Below are 22,040 nucleotides of genomic sequence, written 5' to 3'. Positions count from 1 at the left end.
TGAGTGCTTGCTTACCTTGGGGTCAGGCGTTCTACTCCCTGGTCGGTGCCGAGCAGCAACACATCGGCGCCGCGGGCGGCGAACAGACCATTGGTCACCACGCCGACGATGGCGTTGAGCCGGGCTTCCATGGCTTCGGGGTCGTCGATCATGAACTCGTAGCAGTCGAGGATCTGATTGCCGTTGTCGGTGATCACCCCTTCACGATAGACCGGATCTGCGCCCAGCATGACCAGTTCCCGCGCCACGTAGGAACGCGCCATGGGAATCACCTCCACGGGCAGCGGAAAGTCGCCCAGGCACTCGACGCGCTTGGAGGCATCGGCGATGCACACGAAGCGTTCCGAGCAGGCGGCGACGATCTTCTCTCTTGTCAGGGCCGCGCCGCCGCCCTTGATCATATGCAAGTGAGCGTTCACTTCGTCGGCACCGTCGACATAGACGGGAAGTGTGCCGGTTTCGTTGAGTTCGAAGATTTCGATGCCGTGACCACGCAGCCGCTCGGCGGTGGCCTCCGAGCTGGCCACCGCGCCACGGAAATCGTCGCGTAGGGTGGCCAGCTTGTCGATGAAACGGTTGGCGGTGGAACCGGTACCGACGCCGATGACGGTGTGGCGCCCGAGCAACGGGCGGATTTCGTCGAGAGCGGCGGCGGCCACGGCGTCCTTGAGTTCGTCCTGGGTCATGTCCTGCTCGCTTTCCGGTAGGTGGCGAATGCGGCGCTATTATAGGCCATGTCATCGCCGCGTGCTGGACGCCATGGCAGGCGGGATGCTACCAATAAGGGTTCCCTTCATACCGCATCGGGACGCGCTGGGCGCATGCGTGGCGCCCGCGGCTCCTGCGGCTCTCACGCGCTACCCCATTGGGATATCAGGATGCTCGAAGCCACCGTCAAGAAAATCCTTCAGGCCCGGGTCTACGAAGCCGCCCGGGAAACGCCGATTTCGCCGGCCCCCTTTCTCTCCCGTCGGTTCAACAACCAGATCCTGATCAAGCGCGAGGACCTGCAGCCGGTCCATTCCTTCAAGATTCGCGGCGCCTACAATCGCATGACTCAGTTGTCCGACGAACAGAAGGCCAAGGGCGTGATCGCCGCCTCGGCGGGCAACCATGCCCAGGGGTTGGCGATGGCCGCCAAGCAGATGGGCGTCAAGGCGGTGATCGTGATGCCGCGAATCACGCCGGAGATCAAGGTGCAGGCCGTGCGTGCCTGGGGCGCCAAGGTGGTGCTCAAGGGCGATGCCTTTGCCGCCGCCGCCGTCCACGCTCAGGAGCTGATCAAGGAACACGGCTACACCTATATCCCGCCCTTCGACGATGTCGATGTCATTGCCGGCCAGGGTACCGTCGCCATGGAGATTCTGCGTCAGCAGGGAGGGCGTCTGGATGCCATCTTCGTGCCGGTGGGCGGCGGTGGCCTGATCGCCGGCATCGCGGCCTACGTCAAGTATCTGCGCCCGGAGATCAAGGTGATCGGCGTGGAGTCGGAAGACAGCGCCTGCCTCAAGGCGGCGCTGGAAAGCGGCGAGCGGGTGACGCTCGACCAGGTCGGCGTCTTCGCCGAAGGGGTGGCCGTGGCACAGATCGGCGAGGCACCCTTCGCGATCATGCGCGACCTGGTGGACGGCGTCATCACCGTCAACACCGACGAGATGTGCGCCGCGGTGAAGGACATCTTCGAAGAGACACGTGCGGTATCCGAGACCTCCGGGGCGCTGTCGCTGGCCGGCTTGAAGAAGTACATCCAGTCGACCGGCGTCACCGGGGAGACCCTGATCTGCATCAACTCGGGGGCCAACACCAACTTCGACCGCCTGCAGCACATCGCCGAGCGCACTGAATTGGGCGAGCAGCGCGAAGCGATTCTGGCGGTGACCATTCCCGAGCGCCCCGGCAGCTTCAAGAAGTTCTGCCGGACCATCGGCAAGCGCATGGTCACCGAGTTCAACTATCGCTATGCCGACCCCGAGCAGGCGCATATCTTCGTCGGCGTCCAGGTCAAGCCGGGCGGCGAGGATCGCCAGGCGGTAATCGACAAGCTGCGTGATGCCGGCTATCCGGTGGAGGATCTCACCGAGAATGAACTGGCCAAGCTGCATATTCGTCACCTGGGCGGTGGGCGCCCGAAGGAGCGCTTCGAAGAGGAAGTCTATCGCTTCGAGTTTCCCGAGCGCCCCGGCGCTTTGATGAACTTCCTGACGCACCTGCCCCAGGACTGGAACATTTCGCTGTTCCATTATCGCAATCACGGTGCGGCCTATGGACGCGTGCTGGTGGGCATGCAGGTGCCCAATGGCGATCACCGTCATGTCGAGGGGTACTTCGACGAGATCGGATATCGCTACTGGAAGGAGAGCGAGAATCCGGCGTATCGACTATTCATGGCGTGAGTCATGCGATGTAAGCGCTAACTTACTTCGTGAAGCCCGCCGGAAAGGCCTTGGTTTCGCGCTTTTTTCCGGGCATGGTGGTTGTCATGCTCGGCCCCCTCGGCTACTCTCTGCCCGGCATGAGCGCCAATAAATGGCGCTTTCATGGCGTTTTCGGAAGATGGCGGCAGTGTCGCCGACGATAACTATCGTTGCTGAATGTTATCGCTGAAAACGCAAACGTTCAGCCATGACGGTTCATGACATGGTCTTGGGACAACGACGTGAGAAAACGACGAGGGAGTCGACGATGAAGCGTAAGCCCGATCTGATCATGATACTGGTGCTGTTGTTCAGTATCGCGGTCGTGGTGACCGGCTATGCTCAGGCCTTGGCGGGCAACTGATCGCGACGTTTCAGCACTCTTGGGTGACAAGGATATCGGGGCGGTCGACACATGATGTGTCGGCCGCCTTTTTCATTGGGGGCGGCTCATGAGGGAAGCTCAGGGTCGCAGGACCCGGCGGTCACTGACGATGGCGTCCAGCGGCACGTCCCAGGGCGCTACCGGTAGCCGCTCTACACGCTGGCAGTCATGGGCTAGACCGATCAGGCGAGGCCGGGGGCCGGGGCGACGGGTGAACGCGAGAGTGCGGTCGTAGAAGCCGCCTCCCATACCGATGCGCTGGCCGTCATCGTCGAAGCCGACCAGCGGCAGGAGGATAACGTCCAGGGCCCAGGCTGCCTGGCGTCGGGCACGATGCGCGCCGTGTCGGGTATCGGGTTCTGAGATGCCGAAGCGATTGGTCACCATGGGCGTATCGCCATGGTAATGGACGAACCACAGGGTGTTGGGCGCCAGCGGGCGCAACACCGGCAGATAGGCGCGGGCCCCGCGTTTAGCGAGCCAGGGTAGCAGCGGCGTCGGGTCGATCTCGCCGTCGTTGGGCAAGTAGAGCGCTACGTGCCGGGCTCTGAAAACTTCCGGCAATCGGCGCAGGGTACGGCACAGCCGCCGGGAGGCGGCACCCTGCTCGCGTGGGTCGAGCTCGCGTCGACGCTGGCGCAGTTCTCGCCGAAGTTCGCGTCGTGTGATGGGTGCGGCAGGATCCTGCATGAAGTTCATGTTGGACAAAGTTCCCCAGAATGCCGCTGTCGTTCTGGCCCTTGAACCCATTGGTTCAAGGTGGGTGGCCGCAGTCGAACCGTCAGGCTTTCCGTCTCACGGACATGCACACGGGTCCGACTAGCTGTTGGCCCCCTGGGTAATGCGCATAGGCTCGAGGGACTATAACGACTGGCGGACACCCCAGGGAACGTCTTCTATCCTAGCAGAGCCGCCGGCCTGGCCAAAGGGAAGAATCCCCTCAACGACTGGGAGCGTCGGCAAGCGCCTTTTCCAGTCGCTGGCTGAGTTCGCTCAGGCTTTGCTCGTGGGCGCGTTGCTCGTCCTGAGTCTCGAGCAGCTCGTTGGCGATGTTCAAGGCGGCCATGATGGCGACCTTCTCGCGGTCGACCACCTTACCTTGAGCGTGGATGCCTTGCATGGCGCGGTCCAGGTAGCGCGCCGCGCGTTCGAGCTTGCTTTCCTCGTCCGGTGGGCAGGCGATGACGTACTGCCGTTCCAGCAGGGTTATCTCGATGGTGGGCCGTGAAGAGTCGCTCATGGGTGCTCCGGAGGGCCGAGGGCGCGCCTCGGGGGTTCGATGCGTTAACATCGAGGGGAATACGAAGTTTCAGTCACTATAAGAGAGCCGTTCAAGCGCGGTCAACGCGCGTGGCTCCACCATGGATTGCGTCATGTCACTGATCAACGAACGCCAGGACTTTTCCACCATCGCCGATACGTTCCTGCTGCATGGCAGCATGCAGTCCCCGGCCTTTCTGGACGGCCGTCTGTGCGCCTCGCTGGCGTTGCACGACCTCGATGCCGAGGGTTGGCTAGAGACGGTCTGCGTCAACCTGGGCGTTGAGCAGCCCAGGGACGAGCCATCCGCCGAGCGCCTGCTGGGCTGGCGGCGCCAGACGCTGGAGGCCTTGTCTGCGGCGGAGATGAACTATGAGCCCCTGCTGCCCGATGAGCTGTTCTCGCTGGCGGAACGCGCCCAGGGCCTTCAGGACTGGACGCTGGGATTCCTCGAGGTGGTACGCGACGCCGGCGACCAGCCCCGCAAGCAGTGGTCGGAGACCCTCCGGGAGGCCATCGACGACCTGGGCGGATTGGCGGATATAGAGACGGATCTCGAGGATAACGCCGAGAACGAGAATGACCTGTTCGCCCTGACCGAACACGTGCGGATGGCGGCCATGCTGCTGTATACCGAGCAGCATCCCGGCAAACCGCAGGTGGAGCAGGTTGAAGAGCCGGGCCCGGCCCACTAAGGAAACTCTGCCTTGTCGTTCGCCAGGAGCTGTTATGCCGCTCGATGCCCAGTCCCGCCCGCCCCCCATCTGTCTTGATGAATATCGGAGGCGACGCCGTCGCCTCATCGATGCGTTGCCGGCGGATGCCGCCGTGCTGTTGCCCAGCGCCTCCCTGGTTACGCGCTCCAGAGACAGCGAATTCCCGTTCCGTCAGGACAGCGACTTCCACTACCTGAGCGGTTTTTCCGAACCGGACGCCCTGCTGGTGCTGCTGCCTGGCCGCGCCGAAGGGGAATGCGTGCTGTTCTGCCAGGACCGGGACCCGGCCATGGAAATCTGGACGGGGCGTCGCCTCGGTGCCGAAGGAGCCGTTCGCGCGCACGGAATCGATCAGGCCTTCGAGAATGCCGAGCGCGATGCCCGCCTGATCGAGCTGCTGGCGGGGCGTGTCACCCTCTATCTGCCCCTGAGCGATGCCTCGGCGTTGCGCCTGGCGGAGCAGTTGCGTGCCGAGTTGGTGGCCCGCCCTCGCCAGGGAGGTCCGGTGCCGTTGGCCTTTGCCGATGTGACACCGTTGCTGCATGAGCAGCGCCTCATCAAGAGCGACGCCGAGCTTGCGCTGCTGCGCCATGCCGGCGAGATCAGTGCCGATGCCCACTGTCGGGCGATGCGGGCCTGCCGCCCGGGGCTTGCCGAATATCAGCTACAGGCCGAGCTGGAGCACGAGTTTCGCTGGCGGGGCGGCAGTGGGCCGGCCTACGCCAGTATCGTCGCTGGCGGGCGCAATGCTGGTGTGCTGCACTACATTGATAACCGGGAGGCCCTGCGCGACGGGGAGCTGGTGCTGATCGACGCCGGTGCTGAGTTCGATCTCTATGCCGGCGACATCACACGAACCTTTCCGGTCAACGGGCGCTTCACGCCGGCGCAGCGGGCGCTGTACGAGGTGGTGCTGGTGGCCCAGCAACGGGCCATCGAGGCTGTGCGCCCCGGCACCACCCTCAAGGCGATTCATCAGGGCGTGGTGCGAGATCTCGCGGCCGGTCTCATGGCCCTGGATATCCTGGCCGATGATGGCGAGGAAGCGCCCGAGTCGATCGTTGCGCGACGTTTCTATCCCCATGGCACCTCGCACTGGCTGGGGCTCGATGTCCACGATGTCGGCACCTATCGCCGAGATGGCGAACCACGATGCCTGACGCCCGGCATGGTGATCACCATCGAACCCGGCCTCTACATGCCGGACGACGACGATCTACCGGCGGCATTTCGCGGCATCGGCATTCGTATCGAGGACGATGTCGCCGTGACACTCGAGGGGTGCGAGGTGCTGACTCGAGCGGTACCCAAGCAGGTGGCTGATATCGAGGCCCTGATGGATGAAAAGTGATCACTTGGCGGTCCGTCGAAACTGCCTTTATGTAATGTACATTATGAAATATCGGAGGGCCGTGCATGAGCGAATCGAGCTCGGCTGAGGTGCCGCGGCGCGTGGATATCGCGATCGTCGGTGGCGGCCTGGTCGGTGCCAGCCTGGGGGCGGCGCTGGCGCCATTGATGCGTGACCGGGCGCTGTCCGTGGCGGTGATCGAGGCTGCGCCCATGGCCGAAGGCCTGGACGCTCCCTGGCAGCCAAGCTTCGATGCCCGGGCCAGCGCGATTTCTCGCGGAACGGCGAACCATTTCGACAGCCTGGGCGTGTGGTCGAGCATGGCCGAGCGCGCCTCGCCGATCCGCTGCATTCATGTCAGTGAGCGGGGGCGGCTGGGCGCGACCCGGTTGCGTGCCGAGGAATTCGGCGAGGAGGCCATGGGGCACGTGATTCCCAATGCCTGGATGGGCCGTGTCCTGCATCGTCGGCTTGCCGAGCTGCCCCTGGCCTGGCATTGCCCGGCTCGAGTGGAAAACATCCAACCCCGGGCCGGTGGCCATTGGCTGGAGCTTTCCGATGGCGCCCGGCTCGAGGCTGGCCTGACGGTACTGGCCGATGGTGGTCGTTCGGGGCTCAAGGAGCGTCTTGGCATCGAGAGCCGAGAACACCCCTACGAGCAGGCTGCCGTGATCGCTACGGTGGCCCTCGACCGCCCCCACGACGGCATGGCCTACGAGCGTTTCACGCCTTCGGGCCCCATCGCCCTGCTGCCCATGGCCGGACAGTGCATGGCGCTGGTCTGGACCTTTGCGGCCGGCGGCGAGCGGGATGCCCTGGCGCTGTCCGATGCCGATTTCCTGGCGCGCCTGCAGGCTTCCTTCGGGGATCGGGCGGGACGCTTCCGGCGTGTTGGCAAGCGCCATGCCTATCCGCTCTCGCTGGTCACCGCCAGCGAAACGGTGCGTCCTGGCCTGGCGGTGATGGGCAATGCCGCCCATGCCCTGCATCCGGTGGCCGGGCAAGGTTTCAACCTGGCCCTGCGGGGCGTGATGGACCTGGTGGCTGCCATTGAGGCGGGGCTGGCGCGAGGCGATGCACCGGGAGAGGCGGCCACGCTGAACGATTTCGAGGCCCGTCGCAGCGGGGATCGGGACAATGTGATTCGTTTCAGCGATGGCCTGGTGCGACTGTTCGGCTACGATCATCCGCTGTTATCGCATGCCCGCGCCGCCGGTCTGGTAGGGCTCAATCTGCTGGGGCCGCTGCGTCGCACCTTGGCCAGGCGGGCCATGGGCATGGAACGATGATGATGCCAGAGATGACGATGCCAGAGATGGCGGTGGTAAAGATGGCGGTGCTAAAGATGAAAGGGACGACGCCCCATGAAGACTGACACGGCAGGTAACGAGGTGATGATCGTCGGTGGTGGCATGGTCGGCGCGACCCTGGCGTGCCTGCTGGGGCAGGCCGGCGTGTCGGTGATGCTGCTGGATGCCAGGCCGGGCCCCGTGGATGCTGAGACGGCAGGGCGTGGACCGGCGGATCTGCGGGTCAGTGCACTGACGCCGGTGTCCCAGCGTCTGCTGGATGGCCTGGGCGTGTGGGCGTCGATGCGCGGGCGTCGTGTCACGCCGTATCGTCATATGCGGGTCTGGGACGGCGAGGGCTCCGGTGAGGTGAGCTTTTCCGCCGATCAGGCGGGCCTGCCGGTCCTCGGTCATATCGTCGAGAATGACGTGGTGGTGGCGGCCCTGGAGGCACGTCTGGCGGAGCTGCCGACGGTGCGGCGGCGCTTCGCCGCGCGGGTCGAGGGGCTCGAGATGCCGCCTGGCGATAGCCCGGTGTTGAGCCTGGAGAGCGATGAAAGGCTAAGCGCGCCTCTGGTGGTGGCCGCCGATGGGGCGCGTTCGCCGCTGCGGGAGATGGCCGGGATCGAGACCCGGTCGCATGACACTGGCCAGGTGGCGCTGGTGACCTCGGTGCGCACCGAGCGTCCTCACGCTGGTGTGGCACGACAGGCCTTCCTGGCCGATGGGCCGCTGGCGTTCTTGCCGCTGACCCTGGACGGCGATGACCGTCATTGCTCGATCGTCTGGTCGACCTCGCCGGATGAGGCCGAGCGGCTGTCAGCGTTGCCGGCGGAAGCGCTGGGAGCGGAGCTGGAGGCCGGCATCGGTGCCTGCCTGGGCCGGGTGACGCCGACTGACCGGGCGATGTGCCTGCCGCTGACCCAGCGTCATGCCGAACGCTATACGCTGCCGGGGCTGGCCCTGGTGGGCGATGCCGCGCACAGCATTCACCCCTTGGCGGGTCAGGGCGCCAATCTGGGCTTGATGGATGTGGCGGTGCTGGCCGAGGAACTGCTCGAGGCACGGCGACGCGGCATCGCGCTGGGCGACGAGGCCTGGCTGGCACGCTATGCGCGTCGTCGTCGGGGCGACAATGCCGCCATGTTGCGCCTGATGGATGGGTTCAGGCTGCTGTTCGGGGCGCGCCATCCAGCGCTGACCCTGGCGCGCAACCTGGGGCTCACCGGTGTCGACCGGCTGGGCCCCGTCAAGCGCTTGCTGATGCAGCAGGCGGCGGGTCGGCGGGGCCGCCTGCCCGACACCTGCCTGTGAGCCGCTACACCGTCAGCGCTTGCGTTCATCCAGCACGTTCAAGGCCTTGAGCAGATTCAGGGCCTCGCCGAGCTGGTAGTCGTCGCGCAGGCGGGCATTGAGCTCACCGCTTTCTGCGTCCTTGCCGTTGCCGGCCAGGTGGCCCTCCAGGTCGGCCTCGCGGACTCGCAGGTCATGGCCCTGGGCGACCTCGAGACGACCGCGAACCACTTCGACATCGGGCTCGATGCCCAGGGCCTGGATGGAGCGGCCGCTGGGCGTGAAGTAGCGCGCGGTGGTCAGCTTGAGTGCGTCGTTCTCGCCCAACGGCATGATCTGTTGAACCGATCCCTTGCCGAAGCTCTCGGTACCCATCACCACGCCGCGTCGCTGGTCCTGCAAGGCGCCGGCGACGATCTCCGCCGCCGAAGCACTGCCGCCATTGATCAATACCACCAGGGGAACATCGGGGGCGGTGGTGGCGCGATTGGCGTAGAAGCTCAATTCGCTGTCGGCCAACCGGCCTTCGGTGTAGACGATACGGCCATCGTCGAGGAAGGCATCGGCCACGTCGACGGCGGCCTGAAGCACGCCACCTGGGTTGTTGCGAAGATCAAGCACCAGCCCCTGCAGCGGGCCATCCTTGGTCAAGTCATTCAAGGCCTTGACGACCTGCTCGCCGGTGCGGGCCTGGAACTGGCTGACCCGCAGATACCCGTAACCCGGGGCCAGGGTGTCACTCTTCACGCTCTGGGTCCGAATGACTTCGCGTGCCAGGGTGATGTTACGCGGCGCATCTTCGCCCTGGCGCAGGATGGTCAGACGGATATCGGTGCCTGGGTCGCCACGCATCAGGTCGACCGCTTCCTGCAGCGACATGCCCTCGGTCGGGGTGTCGTCGATGCGCAGGATGGTGTCCTGTGCCTGGAGGCCGGCGCGGGAGGCGGGTGTGTCATCGATGGGCGTGATCACGGTGATCTGGCCGTCGCGCTTGCCGACCTCGATACCCACGCCGCCGAACTCGCCCTGGGTGGATTCACGCAGGTTCTCGTAGGCCTCGGCATCGAGATAGGAGGAGTGCGGGTCCAGCTCGCTCAACATGCCACGCATGGCGTTGTGCAGCAGGGTGGCGTCATCGACCTCTTCGACATAGGCACGCTTGATGCGCTCGAACACTTCGGCGAAGGCCTGGATCTCGGCCACCGGCAGGTCGTCTTCGGTCTCGGGGGCGGCGACGACGGGAAGCGGAGCGGCGAGCAGGGCGATGGGAAGCAGCAGTGCTCCCAGGCGGCGCCGAAGGGTGGGACTTGGAGGCATGCGGTCTCTCGCGGTTCCATTGGAGTAAGCCCAGCATAGCGTGGGCATGGCGGCCAAGAAAACACTGATACAAGAGGGCGGCCCTTTCGGGCGTCCACATGGCGCTTATCGCTGGGCTACCCAGCCCTGAGGATCGATGGGGTCACCGGCGCGCCGCACCTCGAAATACAGGCCCGGCGAGGACTGTCCACCGGTAGCGCCCACCACGCCGATGCTCTGTCCTGTCTCGACGGCCGCGCCGACCTCGACGTTGAAGTGCTGCAAGTGGGCGTGAAGGGTCATCACGCCATCGCCGTGATCGATGATCAGCAGGTTGCCGAAGCCGCGCATCCAGTCGGCGAACACGACCCGGCCGGCATGCACCGCCTCGACCGGCGTGCCGGCCGCGGCGCGGATCAACATGCCGTCGCGATGTACGCCACGCCCTTGCCGAAAGGCTGAGGTGACCTGCCCCTGGACCGGCCAGGGAAGGTCGCCACGGGTTTCGCCGATGGCGGTGGAGGGCGGCGGACGTTCGAGGCGAGCCAGTCGTTCCTGAACCTGCTGCAGTACCTGTTCGGCATGCGCTCTGTCCTGGTCGAGGGCGGACAGGCGCGCCTCCTTGGTGGCGTAGCGTTCGTCCAGCTTGGCCACCAGGGTTTCACGTTCGTCCACCTGGCTGGCCAGCTCGGCGCTGCGCTCTTCCAGTTCGGCGGCCAGTTGTTCCAGCTGTTGGCCGCGCTCGTCCAGGGCCTGCTGGTTGTCGTCCAGCGCCGTGTCCAGCCTGTCGAGCTCCTCCAGCCGGGCGTTGCGGGCGTCGGCGAGATGATTGAGGTAGGTCTGCAGGCGGTCCAGCCGACTCGGGTCATCCTGATTGAGCAGCAGCTTGAGCTGTGGGGTCAGGCCGAGACGATAGAGGGCATCGATCTGTTGCTCGAGGGCGGCAATCTGCTCCTGGCGCTCGGCCTCCAGGCGCTCGCGCTCTTCTTCCAGCTCGATGACCTCGTCGTTCAGCGAGCGACGCTGCGCCTGGATGTCGTCGAGCCGGCTGTGGGTCTCGGCCAGTGCCGTTTCGATTTCGCGCAGCGCCTCGCTGGCCTCGTCCCGCGCCTGCCCGGTGGCATCGAGCTCCTGGGTGACGTCCTGGATGCGCTTGCCGACGGCGTCCAGTCGCTGGCGCGCCTCCCGCTCATCGGTGACCGCCATGGCCGGCGAAATGGCCAGCCATAGCACCAGTGGCAGCAGGCAGCGTGCGCCACTTCGGCGTGAGGATGCCTTGCTCACTGGGGTTCGATCAGAATCCGGCCGGTCATCTCTTCGGGTACCGGCTGGTCCATCATCGCCAGCAGTGTCGGCGCGAGGTCGCACAGGCTGCCATCGTCGAGGAGTCGCAGCGGACGCTCGCCGACATAGACCAGCGGTACCTGGAAGGTGGTGTGGGCGGTCTGCGGCGCGCCGGTCTCGGGGTGCACCATCTGTTCGGCGTTGCCATGGTCGGCGGTGATCAGGCAAGCGCCGCCGGCCTTCTCGATGGCTTCGGCCACGCGGCCCACGCAGGTGTCCACGGCCTCGATGGCGGCCACGGCGGCATCGAAGTCACCGGTATGGCCGACCATGTCGCCGTTGGCGTAGTTGCACACGATCAGATCGAAGGCGTCGGATTCGATGGCACCGACCAGGCGGTCGGTGACCTCCTCGGCGCTCATCTCGGGCTTTTCGTCGTAAGTCTTCACGTCCTGGGGCGAGGGCACCAGGATCCGAGTCTCGCCCTTGAACTCGGCTTCGCGACCGCCGGAGAAGAAGAAGGTGACGTGAGCGTACTTTTCGGTCTCGGCGATACGCAGTTGGGTCAGGTCGCGCTGCTCCATCACCTCGCCCAGGGTGTTGGGCAGGTCGGCCGGCGGGAAGGCGGCCGGCGCCGGGATGTCGGCGGCATATTGGGTCATGGTCACCAGGCTGCCATTGGCCAGCCGGGGGCGGGCCCGGCGCTCGAATCCGTCGAAACCGTCCTCGACGAAGGCGCGGGTCAGTTCCCTGGCGCGGTCGGCGCGGAAGTTCATGAACAGGGCGGCGTCGCCGTCTTCCATGGTGATCGGCGTGCCACCTGACACGATAGCAGTGGAGGTGACGAATTCGTCGGTCTCTCCGCGTTCGTAGGCGGCCTGCAGGCCGGCCTCGGCGCTGGCGGCCCGATATTCGCCGTGACCCTCGGTTACCAGACGGTAGGCCTGTTCGACACGCTCCCAGCGATTGTCGCGGTCCATGGCGAAATAGCGGCCGATCATCGAGGCGACGAAGCCGTTGTCGGCGCCGACCAGTTCGGCCAGCCTGGCGTTGGCTCGCTCGATGGAGGCCAGGGCGCTCTTCGGTGCGGTGTCGCGGCCGTCGAGGAAACCGTGCAGGTAGATGCGCTTGGCACCGCGCTGGGCGGCCAGCTCGGCCATGGCCAGGATGTGGTCCTCGTGACTGTGCACGCCACCCGGCGACAGCAGGCCGAGCAGGTGGACCGCCTTGCCGGCGCTCACGGCGGCGTCGATGGCGTCGGTCAGGATGGCGTTGTCGGCCAGCTCGTTGTCTTCAATGGCCTTGGTGATGCGCGTGAAGTCCTGATAGACGATGCGCCCGGCCCCGAGGTTCATGTGGCCGACTTCCGAGTTGCCCATCTGGCCGTCGGGCAGACCCACGTAGCGTCCGTCGGTATGCAGCAGGGCGTGGGGACGCTCTGTCCAGAGACGATCCATTACCGGCGTGCGCGCGGCCTGGACCGCATTGTGAGCGGCATCCGGGTTGTGGCCGTAGCCGTCGAGGATGATCAGTGCTACCGGGCGGGGTGTCGGGTTCGATGTATCGGTCATGGAAGCCTCATGGTGAAGAAGCGAGGGGCGCGATATCCGAGCCTTCGGCGGGGTCGCGACTTGCCACTGCATACGGCATCATATCGCACGGGTCCCCCGGGCGTCATTTTGGTCGTCCTCGGTCGGGGCCTGCATCATGTATACTGGGCGCTGCCGGCGCTTGCCGGCCCGTTCACCGTGCACCCGAAGAAGAGTTACTCCAAGCCATGATCGATCAGCTGTTCGAATTCGTGCAGAACCATCCGCTGCTGGTGGGCGCCTTCCTGCTGGTGTTACTCGCCTGGGCCCTCTACGAGGTCCGCAGCAGCGGCGCCAGTGGCGTTTCCACCAGCGAGGCCACTCAGCTGGTCAATCGCGAGGACGCCATGGTGCTCGATATCCGCGAGACCAAGGAATTCAAGGCGGGCCACATCGCTGGCGCGCGCAATATTCCCCAGAGCCGAGTCGATGAGCGACTCGCCGAGCTCGACAAGTTCAAGGACAAGCCGGTCATCGTGGTCTGCAAGCATGGCCAGAGCTCCGGTGCTGTCCAGGGCAAGCTGGCCAAGGCCGGCTTCGAGCGTGCGCTCAAGCTCAAGGGTGGCATGACGCAGTGGCAGTCCGACGGCCTGCCGCTGGTCAAGAAGTGACACGCCGGTTTTTCCTATTCTCCATTTAACGTAAAGGACGCATTTCCATGGCGGAAGACAACAACCAGGGCAACGGCGCCAACGGCCAGGCCGCCGCCGACCAGCAGGACAAGCCGCAGGTACAATTCGCTCTGCAGCGCATCTACATCAAGGATCTGTCCTTTGAGGCGCCGAACTCTCCGTCGGTGTTCCAGCAGCCGTTCAAGCCCAAGGTCGGCCTGGACCTGGATACCACCCACCAGAAAGTCGGTGAGGACCTCTACGAGGTGGTGGTCAAGGTCACCGCCCAGGTGACTCACAGCGAGGAAGGCACGACCTCCTTCCTGGCCGAAGTCGAGCAGGCCGGCATGTTCCGCATCGGCGGCCTCGAGGGCGCACAGCTCGATCACACCCTGGGTGCGTTCTGCCCCAATGTGCTGTTTCCCTATGCGCGTGAATGCGTCGACAGCCTGGTCAACCGTGGCGGCTTCCCCCCGCTGATGCTGGCGCCGGTGAACTTCGAGGCGATCTACGCTCAGCGCAAGCAGCGCGAGGCCCAGCAACAGGGCGAGCAGGCCACGCAGTAACCGTTGGCTGTCAGAGGCTGGTTGCGATGAGCACCAAGCATTCGATGGGCAAGGCCCCTCGCATTCACGTCGCCGCCGAGCTGCAGGCCGGCGGCGACGTGGTTCTGCCCGATGGCGCGGCGCGCCATGTGGCGCGAGTTCTGCGCCTGGGGCTCGGTGCGCCCGTGATCATCTTCGATGGTCAGGGCAACGAGGCCGAGGCGATCTTGACCGAGGCCGGTCGCAAGCAGGTGGTGGCTCGCGTCGAACGCGTTGCCGCCGGACGTGGTGAGTCGCCGCTGGCCGTGCACTTGGGGCAGGCCATCTCCAAGGGCGACCGCATGGACTACGCCATCCAGAAGGCCGTGGAACTGGGCGTCGCCGAGATCACGCCGCTTTACACCGAACATGGTGACGTGCGCCTCAAGGGCGAGCGCGAGGCCAAGAAACTGGCCCATTGGCAAGCGGTCGCGGCCAGTGCCTGCGAACAGTGCGGTCGAGCCACCTTGCCGCCGGTGCATCCGCCGCGCAGCGTGCTCGACTGGCTGGCCGAGCGCGACGAGCCCTTGTGCCTGGTGCTGCATCCCGGCACGCCCGGGGGGCTCGACCGGCATGACGACCCCGTTCGTGCGGCCTTGCTGATCGGCCCCGAAGGCGGCCTGTCCCCCGCCGAGGTGGATGCTGCCGCCGATGCCGGCTTCGCCTCCTTGACCCTCGGCCCGCGCATCCTGCGCACCGAGACCGCCCCGGTCGTCGCCTTGTCCCTGCTGCAGAACCGCTTCGGGGATTTGTGATAGTTCAGCTGGAGGTGGTGGCGTCCAGTTTCTCGCGAGTCGTGCGATAGACACTGTCCAGGTGGGCCAGCATGGCACGCTCCGCGGCATCCGGATCGCCAGCACTCAAGGCTTCGACGATCCGACAGTGCTCCTGGTAGCTTTGCTCGATGGAGCCGGCTTCTACCATTACCTGACGCCGAATGCTTAGCCCGAAGGCATAGAGCTCCTGAGAGTAGCGCAGGAGTATTTCGTTACGGGCATATTCCGAGATCAACTTGTGGAAGTTCTGATCCGATAGCTGGAAATGCACCGGCGAGTCGAAGAGCTGGCTCTGGGCCTCCAGTAGCCGCTCCAGCTGTAGCAGGCCGGGCTCGTCGATATAGCGGGCGGCGCGCCGGGCGATCGCCGACTCGACCACTAAGCGGCTCTCGAAGACGCTGTCCACGTCGAATCGATTGACCTCGGCCTCCTGATGGTGGCTGGGGTGGTGGTGGAAGCGTTCGATCACCGTGTCGTTGGCGCAGATCCGTGACTTGCTGCCATGCGAGACGCTGGCCAGCCCATGCGCCGTGAGCTGTGCCAGGGCTCCCCTCACGGTTTCTCGACTTACCCCGAAAAGTTGGGCCAGTTCCCGCTCGCTGGGCAGTTCGTCCCCATCCCTCAGCAATCCCGTCAAGACCATATCGGTCAGCTTGTCGGCCAGGATTTCCTTCTTGGTTCGGCTCTTCAGCGCCTGTTCGTCGGCAAAGGCCCGCAGCGTCATGGGTCCATCCTCGTCGGTAATATGCAACTGGTATGGATTATATACCAATTTTGGTGATGTTGACGCGATGTGATTGTCCTGCCTTGGTCGTATACCCAGTCTGCGACTTTGGTCAAAGTATGCGCTATGCATGCTTGACCGGACACAACTCGGTGTCTAAGTTCAATATCACCATCTGGTCTGGTGATCATACCAGCAAACCAGTTGGCCCGAACAACGCCAATGACAAACCGCAAGCTCACAGGAGTCGTCATGTACAAGAAGCTACTCGGTCTTTCAGCGCTCGGTCTCGCGGTTGCCTCGGCCCAGGTACAGGCCGACAAGATCGTCTTCGCCATCGGCGGCACCCCCAACAGCCTGCAGGGGCAAACCGCCCAGGAGTTCAGCGATCGACTCCAGGAGCGCCTCGGCGACGCCCACCAGGTGGAGTACTACCACAGTGGTCAGTTGGGTGACGAACGCCAGCTCATCCAGAAGCTGCGGGCGGGCACCGTGGACCTCGCCGCCATCTCCTCGATTATGTCCTCCGTGTCCCCCGACTTCGCCTTGTTCGATATGCCCTTCCTGGTCAAGGACCGCGACCACCTGAAGCGCATCGATCGCGAGATCGTGATGCAGGATCTGGCCCGGAGCGCCGAAGAGAAGGGGCTGAACATCGTTTCCACCTGGGAGAACGGCTTTCGCCACATCACCAATAACGAAAGGCCGATCGACACACCGGCCGACCTAGAGGGCCTGAAGATCCGCACCCCGCAGAGCGAGTGGCGCACCCTGATGTTCGAGACCTGGGGCGCCAATCCGACGCCCATGGCCTTCTCCGAGGTCTTCGTCGGCCTGCAGACCGGCGTGGTCGATGGGCAGGAGAACCCGCTCAGCAACATCAACGGCGCTAAGTTACAGGAGGTGCAGGGCTACCTCTCGCTCTCCAACCACGTCTATTCACCGATCTGGCTGACCGCCGGCAAGGGCGGCTGGGCGAAACTGCCTGAGGACGTGCGTACCGCCATCGCCGAGGTCGCCGCGGAGACTCAGGACTGGGCTCTGACCAAGGGCGCGGAACTCGACGACTCGCTCCTTGAGGCCATGCGCGGAGAGGGCATGGAGATCAATCGAGTGGACCGCGATGCCTTCGTCGAGGCCAGCAACCCTGTCTATACCGAATTCGCCGAACAGGTGGAAGGCGGCCAGGAACTCGTCGACCGTGCCATGGCACTGGCAGAGGAGTAACGCAAGATGTCATCCACCCCGGGCGCCGTCGAGGCGCCTTTCCCCACGAAATCGCAGGAGGTCCACGTCATGAGCTCACTGGCTCGTGTCAATCTACTGCTGGAACGACTGCTGGAGGTGCTGACCGTCTTCCTCCTGCTAGCGTTGACCGCCATCGTCATCGCCGCGGTGGGCTTTCGCATGGTGGGCAACTCCTTCTCCTGGTACGACGAGGTCGCTTCCATCGGCCTGGCATGGCTGAGCTTCTACGGGGCGAACCTGGCGGCCCTCAAGCGGTCCCACATGGGCTTTCCCGGCCTGGTCAGCCGTGCGCCGGCCGCCCTTCGCGCCACCCTGTTCATCCTCTCGGAAGTCATCGTGATCGGTTTCTTCCTGGTCATCGCCTACTACGGCTATCGCGTCCTCGACATCCTCGCCTGGGACAACCTGGTCACGCTGCCGAGCATTGGGCTGGACGTTACCCAGTCGGTGATCCCGATCAGCGCCGTGCTGTTCATCCTCTGCGAGCTGCTCAGCATGCCCATGGCCTGGCGCAAGATGCGCAGCGGCGTGAACAGCGAGGAAGAAGAGATCGAGGCCGCCATCCGGCAAGCCGAAGACGACCTCAAGGAGCAACGCGCATGACTCTCCTGATCATCATCGCCGCTCTCTTCGCCCTGGTATTGATCAACGTGCCGATCGCCGTGGCCATCGGCGTGGTGGGCGTGGTCGGCGCCTACCTCAACATGGGGGCCGAGGCCCTGATCAACGTGCCGTTGACGCTGTTCAACGGGGCCACCAAGTTTCCCCTGATCGCCATTCCCCTGTTCATCTTCGCCGGGGCGCTGATGAACACCTCGGGCATTTCCATCCGCCTGATCAACCTGGTCACCGCCATCGTCGGCTTCGTGCGCGGCGGCCTGGCGATGGTCAACGTCGGGGTCTCGCTGTTCTTCGCCGAAATCTCGGGGTCGGCCGTCGCCGACGTGGCGGCTACCGGCTCGGTGCTGATCCCGGAGATGAAGCGTCGCAAGTACAACCCGAACTTCACCGCCGCCATCACCTCCTCTTCGGCCTCGCTGGCGATCATCATTCCGCCGTCGCTGTCGATGATCCTCTACGGCGCCATCGCCGACACCTCCATCGTCAAGCTGTTCGTCGCCGGCATCGTGCCTGGGCTGATCGGTGCCGCCGGCCTGGCCGCCTTCTGTTACTACTATGCGGTGAAGTATGACCTGCCGCGTGAAGACTCCTTCTCGCTGACCACTCTGCGCAAGGTATTCAGGGAGGCTTTCTGGGCCCTGACCCTGCCGGTGATCATTCTGGGCGGCATCTTCGGCGGCTTCGTCACCGCCACCGAGGGTGCCGGCATCGCCGTACTGGCCGCGCTGCTGATCGGCGGCTTCGTCTACCGCGAACTGCACCTCAAGATCCTCTATCGCGCGGTGATCGAGGGGGTCATCCAGACCTCGGTAGTGATGCTGCTGGTAGCCACTTCCGCGGTCCTCGGGCTTTTCCTGACCGAGATGCAACTTCCCCAGCAGCTGGCCAGCGAAATCACCGCGATCACCGAGAACCCGATCCTGGTGCTGGCTCTGCTCAATGCCCTGCTGCTGCTGCTCGGCATGTTCCTGCACGGCGCCGCCGCCATCATCCTGGTGGTGCCCATCGTGATGCCGCTGGTCCAGCAGATCGGCATCGACCCGATCCATTTCGGCCTGATCCTGACCCTCAACCTGGCCATCGGCCAGCAGACGCCGCCGGTCGCCTCGGTGCTGGCCACTTCCTGCTCCATCGCCAAGACCGACATCTGGGACACCACTAAGGTCAACCTGCCGATGATCGGGGTGCTGTTCGTGGTGCTGATGCTGGTTACCTATGTCCCGGCCATCCCCATGTCACTCGTCAACTTCTTCTACTGAACCGGAGCCCGTTCATGACAAGCTCACGCCCCGTCATCGCCGTCACCCTGGGTGATCCCGCCGGCATCGGCCCGGAGCTGATCGCCAGGCTGTTCGCAGAGACGCCGCTCTTCGCCAAGGTCCATACCGTGCTGGTGGGTGACCGCTGGCTCTGGCAGGAAGGCCAGCGGGTGGCCGGCCAGTCCCACGAGCTGCCCGCGGTCGCCGACTTCGCCGAGGCCCGCCGGCATGACGGCCCGGTCTTCCTGCCGGTCGACAGCGTCGCCGAGGGCGCGGTCGGCTACGCCGAGGAGACCACGGCCGGTGGCGCCTCCGTGCTCGCGGTCCTGGCGCGTTGCCTGGACGCCGCCCAGGCCGGCGAGGTCGATGCCATCTGCTTCGCGCCCCTCAACAAGCTGTCGATGAAGAAGGGCGGCCTCCGGCATGAGGACGAGCTGCACTTCTTCGCCGAGAAGCTCGGGGTGACGGGGTACTTCTGCGAGTTCAATACCCTTGGGAACCTCTGGACCTCGCGCATCTCGTCGCACATCCCGCTCAAGGACGCCGCGAGCTACGTGACCCAAGAGCGCATCGTTGCCGCCAGTCGACTGATCTACGACTCGCTGAAGCTGGCCGGCACCGAGGCACCACGGGTCGCCGTGGCAGCCTTCAACCCGCATGGGGGCGAGGGTGGCACCTGCGGCCGCGAGGAGATCGATGTCATCGCGCCCGCCGTTGAGGCGTGCCGGGCCCAGGGCTACCCCGTCGAGGGTCCCTTCCCCGCCGATACCATCTTCCTCAAGGCCAAGGACGGCGAGTACGACGCCATCGTCACCATGTACCACGACCAGGGCCAGATCGCGATCAAGCTGCTGGGCTTCAAGCAAGGGGTCACCGTTCAGGGTGGCCTGCCGATTCCCATCACCACCCCGGCCCACGGCACCGCCTTCGATATCGCCGGCCAGGGCAAGGCCGACGTGGGCCCGACCCGCAATGCCTTCACCATCGCCTGCCGGATGGGCGCGAACCTGAGACGCCAGCGCCTCGAGGCCCTCACTAGCGCCTGACGACATCCCCAGACAAGGAAACACCCCACATGAAGATCAGCAACGTCCGTACCCGCGTCTTCGAATGGAAGGGCCACACCGTGCCCCCCACTCCCCACTTCTGCTCCAACGCCATGGATGAGCTGTGGGACAGGGGCGACTCCATGGGCACTTTCCGCTTCCACGGCTGGACTACGGTCGAGATCGAGACCGACACCGGCCTGGTGGGGCTGGGCAATGTGGCCCTCGCTCCGCGCATCGCCAAGGCGATCATCGACCAGTACCTGGCACCGCTGGTGATCGGTCAGGACCCCTTCGACTATGAGTACCTGTGGCAGCGTATGTACCGCGCCACCCATGCCTGGGGGCGCAAGGGCATCGGCATGGCGGCGATCTCCGGTGTCGACATCGCCATCTGGGACCTGATGGGCAAGGCCGTCGGCCAGCCGGTGTTCAAGCTGCTTGGCGGGCGTACCAAGGAGAGGATCCCCTGCTACGCTTCCAAGCTCTATCGCACCGACCTGAAGTCAATGCAGGAGGAGGCTCAGTCCTACCTCGACCAAGGCTTCACGGCCATGAAGATGCGCTTCGGCTACGGCCCCAAGGACGGTCCTGCGGGCATGCGTGCCAACCTCGACAGCGTCGCCGCAGTTCGCGAGGTGATCGGCGAGGACGTCGATCTGATGCTCGAGTGCTACATGGGCTGGAATCTGGAGTACGCCAAGCGCATGCTGCCGCGCCTGGAGCGCTATCAGCCACGTTGGCTGGAAGAGCCGGTGCTGGCCGATGACATCGACGGCTATGCCGAGCTCAACCGGCTCACCAGTATTCCCATCTCTGGCGGCGAGCACGAGTTCACCCACTACGGCTTCCGCCAGCTGCTCGAGAAGCGCGCCGTCTCGGTGGTGCAGTACGACACCAACCGCGTCGGAGGCATCACTGCAGCGCGCAAGATCAATGCCATCGCCGAATCGTTCAGCGTGCCCGTCATCCCTCATGCCGGGCAGATGCACAACTACCACCTGACCATGTCGACTCTGGCCTCGCCGATGGCCGAGTTCTTCCCGGTCCACGACGTCGAGATCGGTAACGAACTCTTCTACTACCTGTTCGAGGGTGACCCGGAGCCGGCTAACGGCTTCCTCGACCTCGATGATGAGACCCCCGGGCTGGGACTGTCGCTGAATGAAGGCTATTTCGACCAGTTCCATATCATCGAGTGAGGCCGGCCATGCGACTGATCCAGTATCTTGAGGAGGGGCAGCCGCGGGCTGCCCTGGTGGAGAGCGACGACGCGGTGAGGCCGATTCGCCTCGCCGGCGGCACCTACGCCCTGGCACGGCTGGCCATCGCCAGTGGGCAGTCTTTGTCGGCGGTGATCGAGGTGCGTCTCGACGATGAGCTGATCGACTACCAGGCTCTGATTGACGAACGCCGCCTGCTGCCGCCGCTGACCCATGCCGACCCGGCCCACTGCCTGGTCACCGGCACCGGCCTGACCCACCTGGGCAGCGCCGACACCCGTGCCTCCATGCACGCCAAGGCCCAGGCTGACGAGTCCGAACTGACCGACTCGATGCGCATGTTCAAGCTCGGCGTGGAGGGCGGCAAGCCCGCCGCCGGCGAGACCGGCGCCCAGCCGGAGTGGTTCTACAAGGGTGACGGCGACTGCGTGGTGGCCCCCGAGGCGCCGATGCCAGTACCGGCCTTCGCCGAGGATGCCGGCGAGGAGCCGGAGCTCGCCGGGCTCTACGTGATCGGCGGCGACGGCCGGCCCTGGCGGGTCGGCTACGCCATCGGCAACGAGTTCTCCGACCATATCACCGAGCGTTTCAATTACTTGTGGCTGGCTCACTCCAAGCTGCGTCACTGCAGTTTCGGTCCAGAGCTGCTGATCGGTGAGTTGCCCGAGCATCTGGAGGGCACGAGCCGCATCGTGCGCGACGGCGAGACGCTGTGGGAGAAGCCGTTTCTCACTGGCGAGGCCAACATGGCCCACAACTTGGCCAACCTCGAGCATCATCACTTCAAGTACCCCGGCTTCCGGCGCCCTGGCGACGTCCACGTGCACTTCTTCGGCACTGCGACGCTGAGCTTCGCCGACGGCGTCCAGACCCGCGACGGCGATCGCTTCGAGATTGCCCTGCCGGCCTTTGGCCGGGCGCTGCGCAATCCGCTGGCGTTCGAAGCCGACGAGGCCGACACCACCGTTCATTCCCTGTGATCTCAGGAGGCTCCATGACACTCGAAGGCAAGCAATTGATTGGCGCCCAGGCCGTATCGGCCGATGGCGCTGTGATCCAGGCAGTGAATCC

General features: G+C 65.0%; 21 protein-coding genes and 1 other RNA gene. 14 read left to right on the top strand and 8 right to left on the bottom strand.

Translation table 11 applies throughout. The annotated features are described in order from the left end of the window. Nucleotides 1-11: 11 nt before the first annotated feature. A complete protein-coding gene (rpiA, locus tag FZZ93_RS14145) occupies nt 12-686 on the bottom strand; it encodes a ribose-5-phosphate isomerase RpiA (RefSeq protein ID WP_149322965.1) in 675 nt (224 codons plus the stop codon). A 192-nt stretch (nt 687-878) separates the two neighbouring features. Between rpiA and ilvA the strand changes: the two genes are divergently transcribed. Beyond that, nucleotides 879-2,393 (top strand): threonine ammonia-lyase, biosynthetic, encoded by a 1,515-nt coding sequence (gene ilvA, locus FZZ93_RS14140; RefSeq protein ID WP_149322964.1) that lies wholly within the window; start codon nt 879-881, stop codon nt 2,391-2,393. A gap of 484 nt (nt 2,394-2,877) precedes the next feature. Here the strand turns inward: ilvA and FZZ93_RS14135 are convergent, their stop codons facing one another. The 3 genes from FZZ93_RS14135 to FZZ93_RS14125 form a co-directional block, all read right to left on the bottom strand. Beyond that, nucleotides 2,878-3,498 (bottom strand): 5-formyltetrahydrofolate cyclo-ligase, encoded by a 621-nt coding sequence (locus FZZ93_RS14135; protein WP_149322963.1) that lies wholly within the window; start codon nt 3,496-3,498, stop codon nt 2,878-2,880. Between the two features lie 8 nt (nt 3,499-3,506). Continuing rightward, nucleotides 3,507-3,691, bottom strand: a non-coding RNA gene (gene ssrS / locus FZZ93_RS14130) — 6S RNA. Between the two features lie 48 nt (nt 3,692-3,739). Beyond that, nucleotides 3,740-4,039, bottom strand: coding sequence for a cell division protein ZapA (locus FZZ93_RS14125; RefSeq protein WP_149322962.1), 300 nt, complete (start codon nt 4,037-4,039; stop codon nt 3,740-3,742). Between the two features lie 133 nt (nt 4,040-4,172). On the opposite strand from FZZ93_RS14125, the gene FZZ93_RS14120 reads away from it, so the two are divergent. The 4 genes from FZZ93_RS14120 to FZZ93_RS14105 all read left to right on the top strand — a co-directional run bounded on the left by FZZ93_RS14120 (nt 4,173) and on the right by FZZ93_RS14105 (nt 8,729). Continuing rightward, on the top strand, nt 4,173-4,754 hold the full coding sequence (locus FZZ93_RS14120; RefSeq protein ID WP_149322961.1) for a UPF0149 family protein: 582 nt from the start codon (nt 4,173-4,175) through the stop codon (nt 4,752-4,754). A gap of 34 nt (nt 4,755-4,788) precedes the next feature. After that, nucleotides 4,789-6,126: an aminopeptidase P N-terminal domain-containing protein gene (locus tag FZZ93_RS14115; protein ID WP_149322960.1), complete on the top strand. Its 1,338-nt coding sequence runs from the start codon at nt 4,789-4,791 to the stop codon at nt 6,124-6,126. 65 nt (nt 6,127-6,191) lie between these two features. After that, complete coding sequence (ubiH, locus tag FZZ93_RS14110) at nt 6,192-7,415, top strand: 2-octaprenyl-6-methoxyphenyl hydroxylase (RefSeq protein ID WP_149322959.1); 1,224 nt, start codon at nt 6,192-6,194, stop codon at nt 7,413-7,415. A gap of 75 nt (nt 7,416-7,490) precedes the next feature. After that, entirely contained in the window at nt 7,491-8,729 is a 1,239-nt protein-coding gene (locus FZZ93_RS14105; protein ID WP_149322958.1) for a UbiH/UbiF/VisC/COQ6 family ubiquinone biosynthesis hydroxylase, read from the top strand. Between the two features lie 12 nt (nt 8,730-8,741). Here FZZ93_RS14105 and FZZ93_RS14100 read toward each other — a convergent pair whose 3' ends face one another. The 3 genes from FZZ93_RS14100 to gpmI all read right to left on the bottom strand — a co-directional run bounded on the left by FZZ93_RS14100 (nt 8,742) and on the right by gpmI (nt 12,859). Beyond that, nucleotides 8,742-10,025 carry a S41 family peptidase gene (locus FZZ93_RS14100; RefSeq protein WP_149322957.1) on the bottom strand — a complete coding sequence of 428 codons (1,284 nt, stop codon included), beginning with the start codon at nt 10,023-10,025 and terminating at the stop codon, nt 8,742-8,744. A 105-nt stretch (nt 10,026-10,130) separates the two neighbouring features. Then, on the bottom strand, nt 10,131-11,288 hold the full coding sequence (locus FZZ93_RS14095) for a murein hydrolase activator EnvC family protein (RefSeq protein ID WP_309676333.1): 1,158 nt from the start codon (nt 11,286-11,288) through the stop codon (nt 10,131-10,133). Continuing rightward, nucleotides 11,285-12,859, bottom strand: coding sequence for a 2,3-bisphosphoglycerate-independent phosphoglycerate mutase (gene gpmI / locus FZZ93_RS14090; RefSeq protein ID WP_149322955.1), 1,575 nt, complete (start codon nt 12,857-12,859; stop codon nt 11,285-11,287). Before gpmI ends, FZZ93_RS14095 begins: the two co-directional genes overlap by 4 nt. Nucleotides 12,860-13,065: 206 nt before the next feature. Here gpmI and FZZ93_RS14085 point away from each other — a divergent pair, with 206 nt between their 5' ends. The 3 genes from FZZ93_RS14085 to FZZ93_RS14075 are packed head-to-tail and all read left to right on the top strand — an operon-like array spanning nt 13,066 to nt 14,827. Beyond that, complete coding sequence (locus tag FZZ93_RS14085; RefSeq protein ID WP_149322954.1) at nt 13,066-13,488, top strand: rhodanese-like domain-containing protein; 423 nt, start codon at nt 13,066-13,068, stop codon at nt 13,486-13,488. A 47-nt stretch (nt 13,489-13,535) separates the two neighbouring features. Continuing rightward, nucleotides 13,536-14,054 carry a protein-export chaperone SecB gene (gene secB, locus FZZ93_RS14080; protein WP_149322953.1) on the top strand — a complete coding sequence of 173 codons (519 nt, stop codon included), beginning with the start codon at nt 13,536-13,538 and terminating at the stop codon, nt 14,052-14,054. Between the two features lie 26 nt (nt 14,055-14,080). After that, a complete protein-coding gene (locus FZZ93_RS14075) occupies nt 14,081-14,827 on the top strand; it encodes a 16S rRNA (uracil(1498)-N(3))-methyltransferase (protein ID WP_149322952.1) in 747 nt (248 codons plus the stop codon). Nucleotides 14,828-14,831: 4 nt separating this feature from the next. Here FZZ93_RS14075 and FZZ93_RS14070 read toward each other — a convergent pair whose 3' ends face one another. After that, on the bottom strand, nt 14,832-15,572 hold the full coding sequence (locus FZZ93_RS14070) for a FadR/GntR family transcriptional regulator (RefSeq protein WP_149322951.1): 741 nt from the start codon (nt 15,570-15,572) through the stop codon (nt 14,832-14,834). 252 nt (nt 15,573-15,824) lie between these two features. Between FZZ93_RS14070 and FZZ93_RS14065 the strand changes: the two genes are divergently transcribed. The 6 genes from FZZ93_RS14065 (at nt 15,825) to araD1 (ending at nt 21,949) form a co-directional block, all read left to right on the top strand. Continuing rightward, a complete protein-coding gene (locus FZZ93_RS14065; RefSeq protein ID WP_149322950.1) occupies nt 15,825-16,799 on the top strand; it encodes a TRAP transporter substrate-binding protein in 975 nt (324 codons plus the stop codon). A 69-nt stretch (nt 16,800-16,868) separates the two neighbouring features. Further along, complete coding sequence (locus FZZ93_RS14060; protein WP_149322949.1) at nt 16,869-17,423, top strand: TRAP transporter small permease; 555 nt, start codon at nt 16,869-16,871, stop codon at nt 17,421-17,423. After that, the gene (locus FZZ93_RS14055) at nt 17,420-18,700 is read left to right on the top strand and encodes a TRAP transporter large permease (protein WP_149322948.1); all 1,281 of its coding nucleotides are present in this window, start codon (nt 17,420-17,422) and stop codon (nt 18,698-18,700) included. Before FZZ93_RS14060 ends, FZZ93_RS14055 begins: the two co-directional genes overlap by 4 nt. Nucleotides 18,701-18,714: 14 nt before the next feature. Next, nucleotides 18,715-19,746: a 4-hydroxythreonine-4-phosphate dehydrogenase PdxA gene (locus tag FZZ93_RS14050; RefSeq protein ID WP_149322947.1), complete on the top strand. Its 1,032-nt coding sequence runs from the start codon at nt 18,715-18,717 to the stop codon at nt 19,744-19,746. Between the two features lie 29 nt (nt 19,747-19,775). After that, nucleotides 19,776-20,948, top strand: coding sequence for an L-rhamnonate dehydratase (locus FZZ93_RS14045; RefSeq protein ID WP_149322946.1), 1,173 nt, complete (start codon nt 19,776-19,778; stop codon nt 20,946-20,948). A gap of 8 nt (nt 20,949-20,956) precedes the next feature. After that, on the top strand, nt 20,957-21,949 hold the full coding sequence (gene araD1, locus FZZ93_RS14040) for an AraD1 family protein (protein WP_149322945.1): 993 nt from the start codon (nt 20,957-20,959) through the stop codon (nt 21,947-21,949). Nucleotides 21,950-22,040: the final 91 nt, after the last annotated feature.

The sequence above is a fragment of the Halomonas eurihalina genome, from assembly GCF_008274785.1.
In the GTDB taxonomy this organism is placed as follows: domain Bacteria; phylum Pseudomonadota; class Gammaproteobacteria; order Pseudomonadales; family Halomonadaceae; genus Halomonas; species Halomonas eurihalina.
Note: the sequence above shows the minus strand (reverse complement) of the source record. Positions and strands in the feature narration are given on the sequence as shown.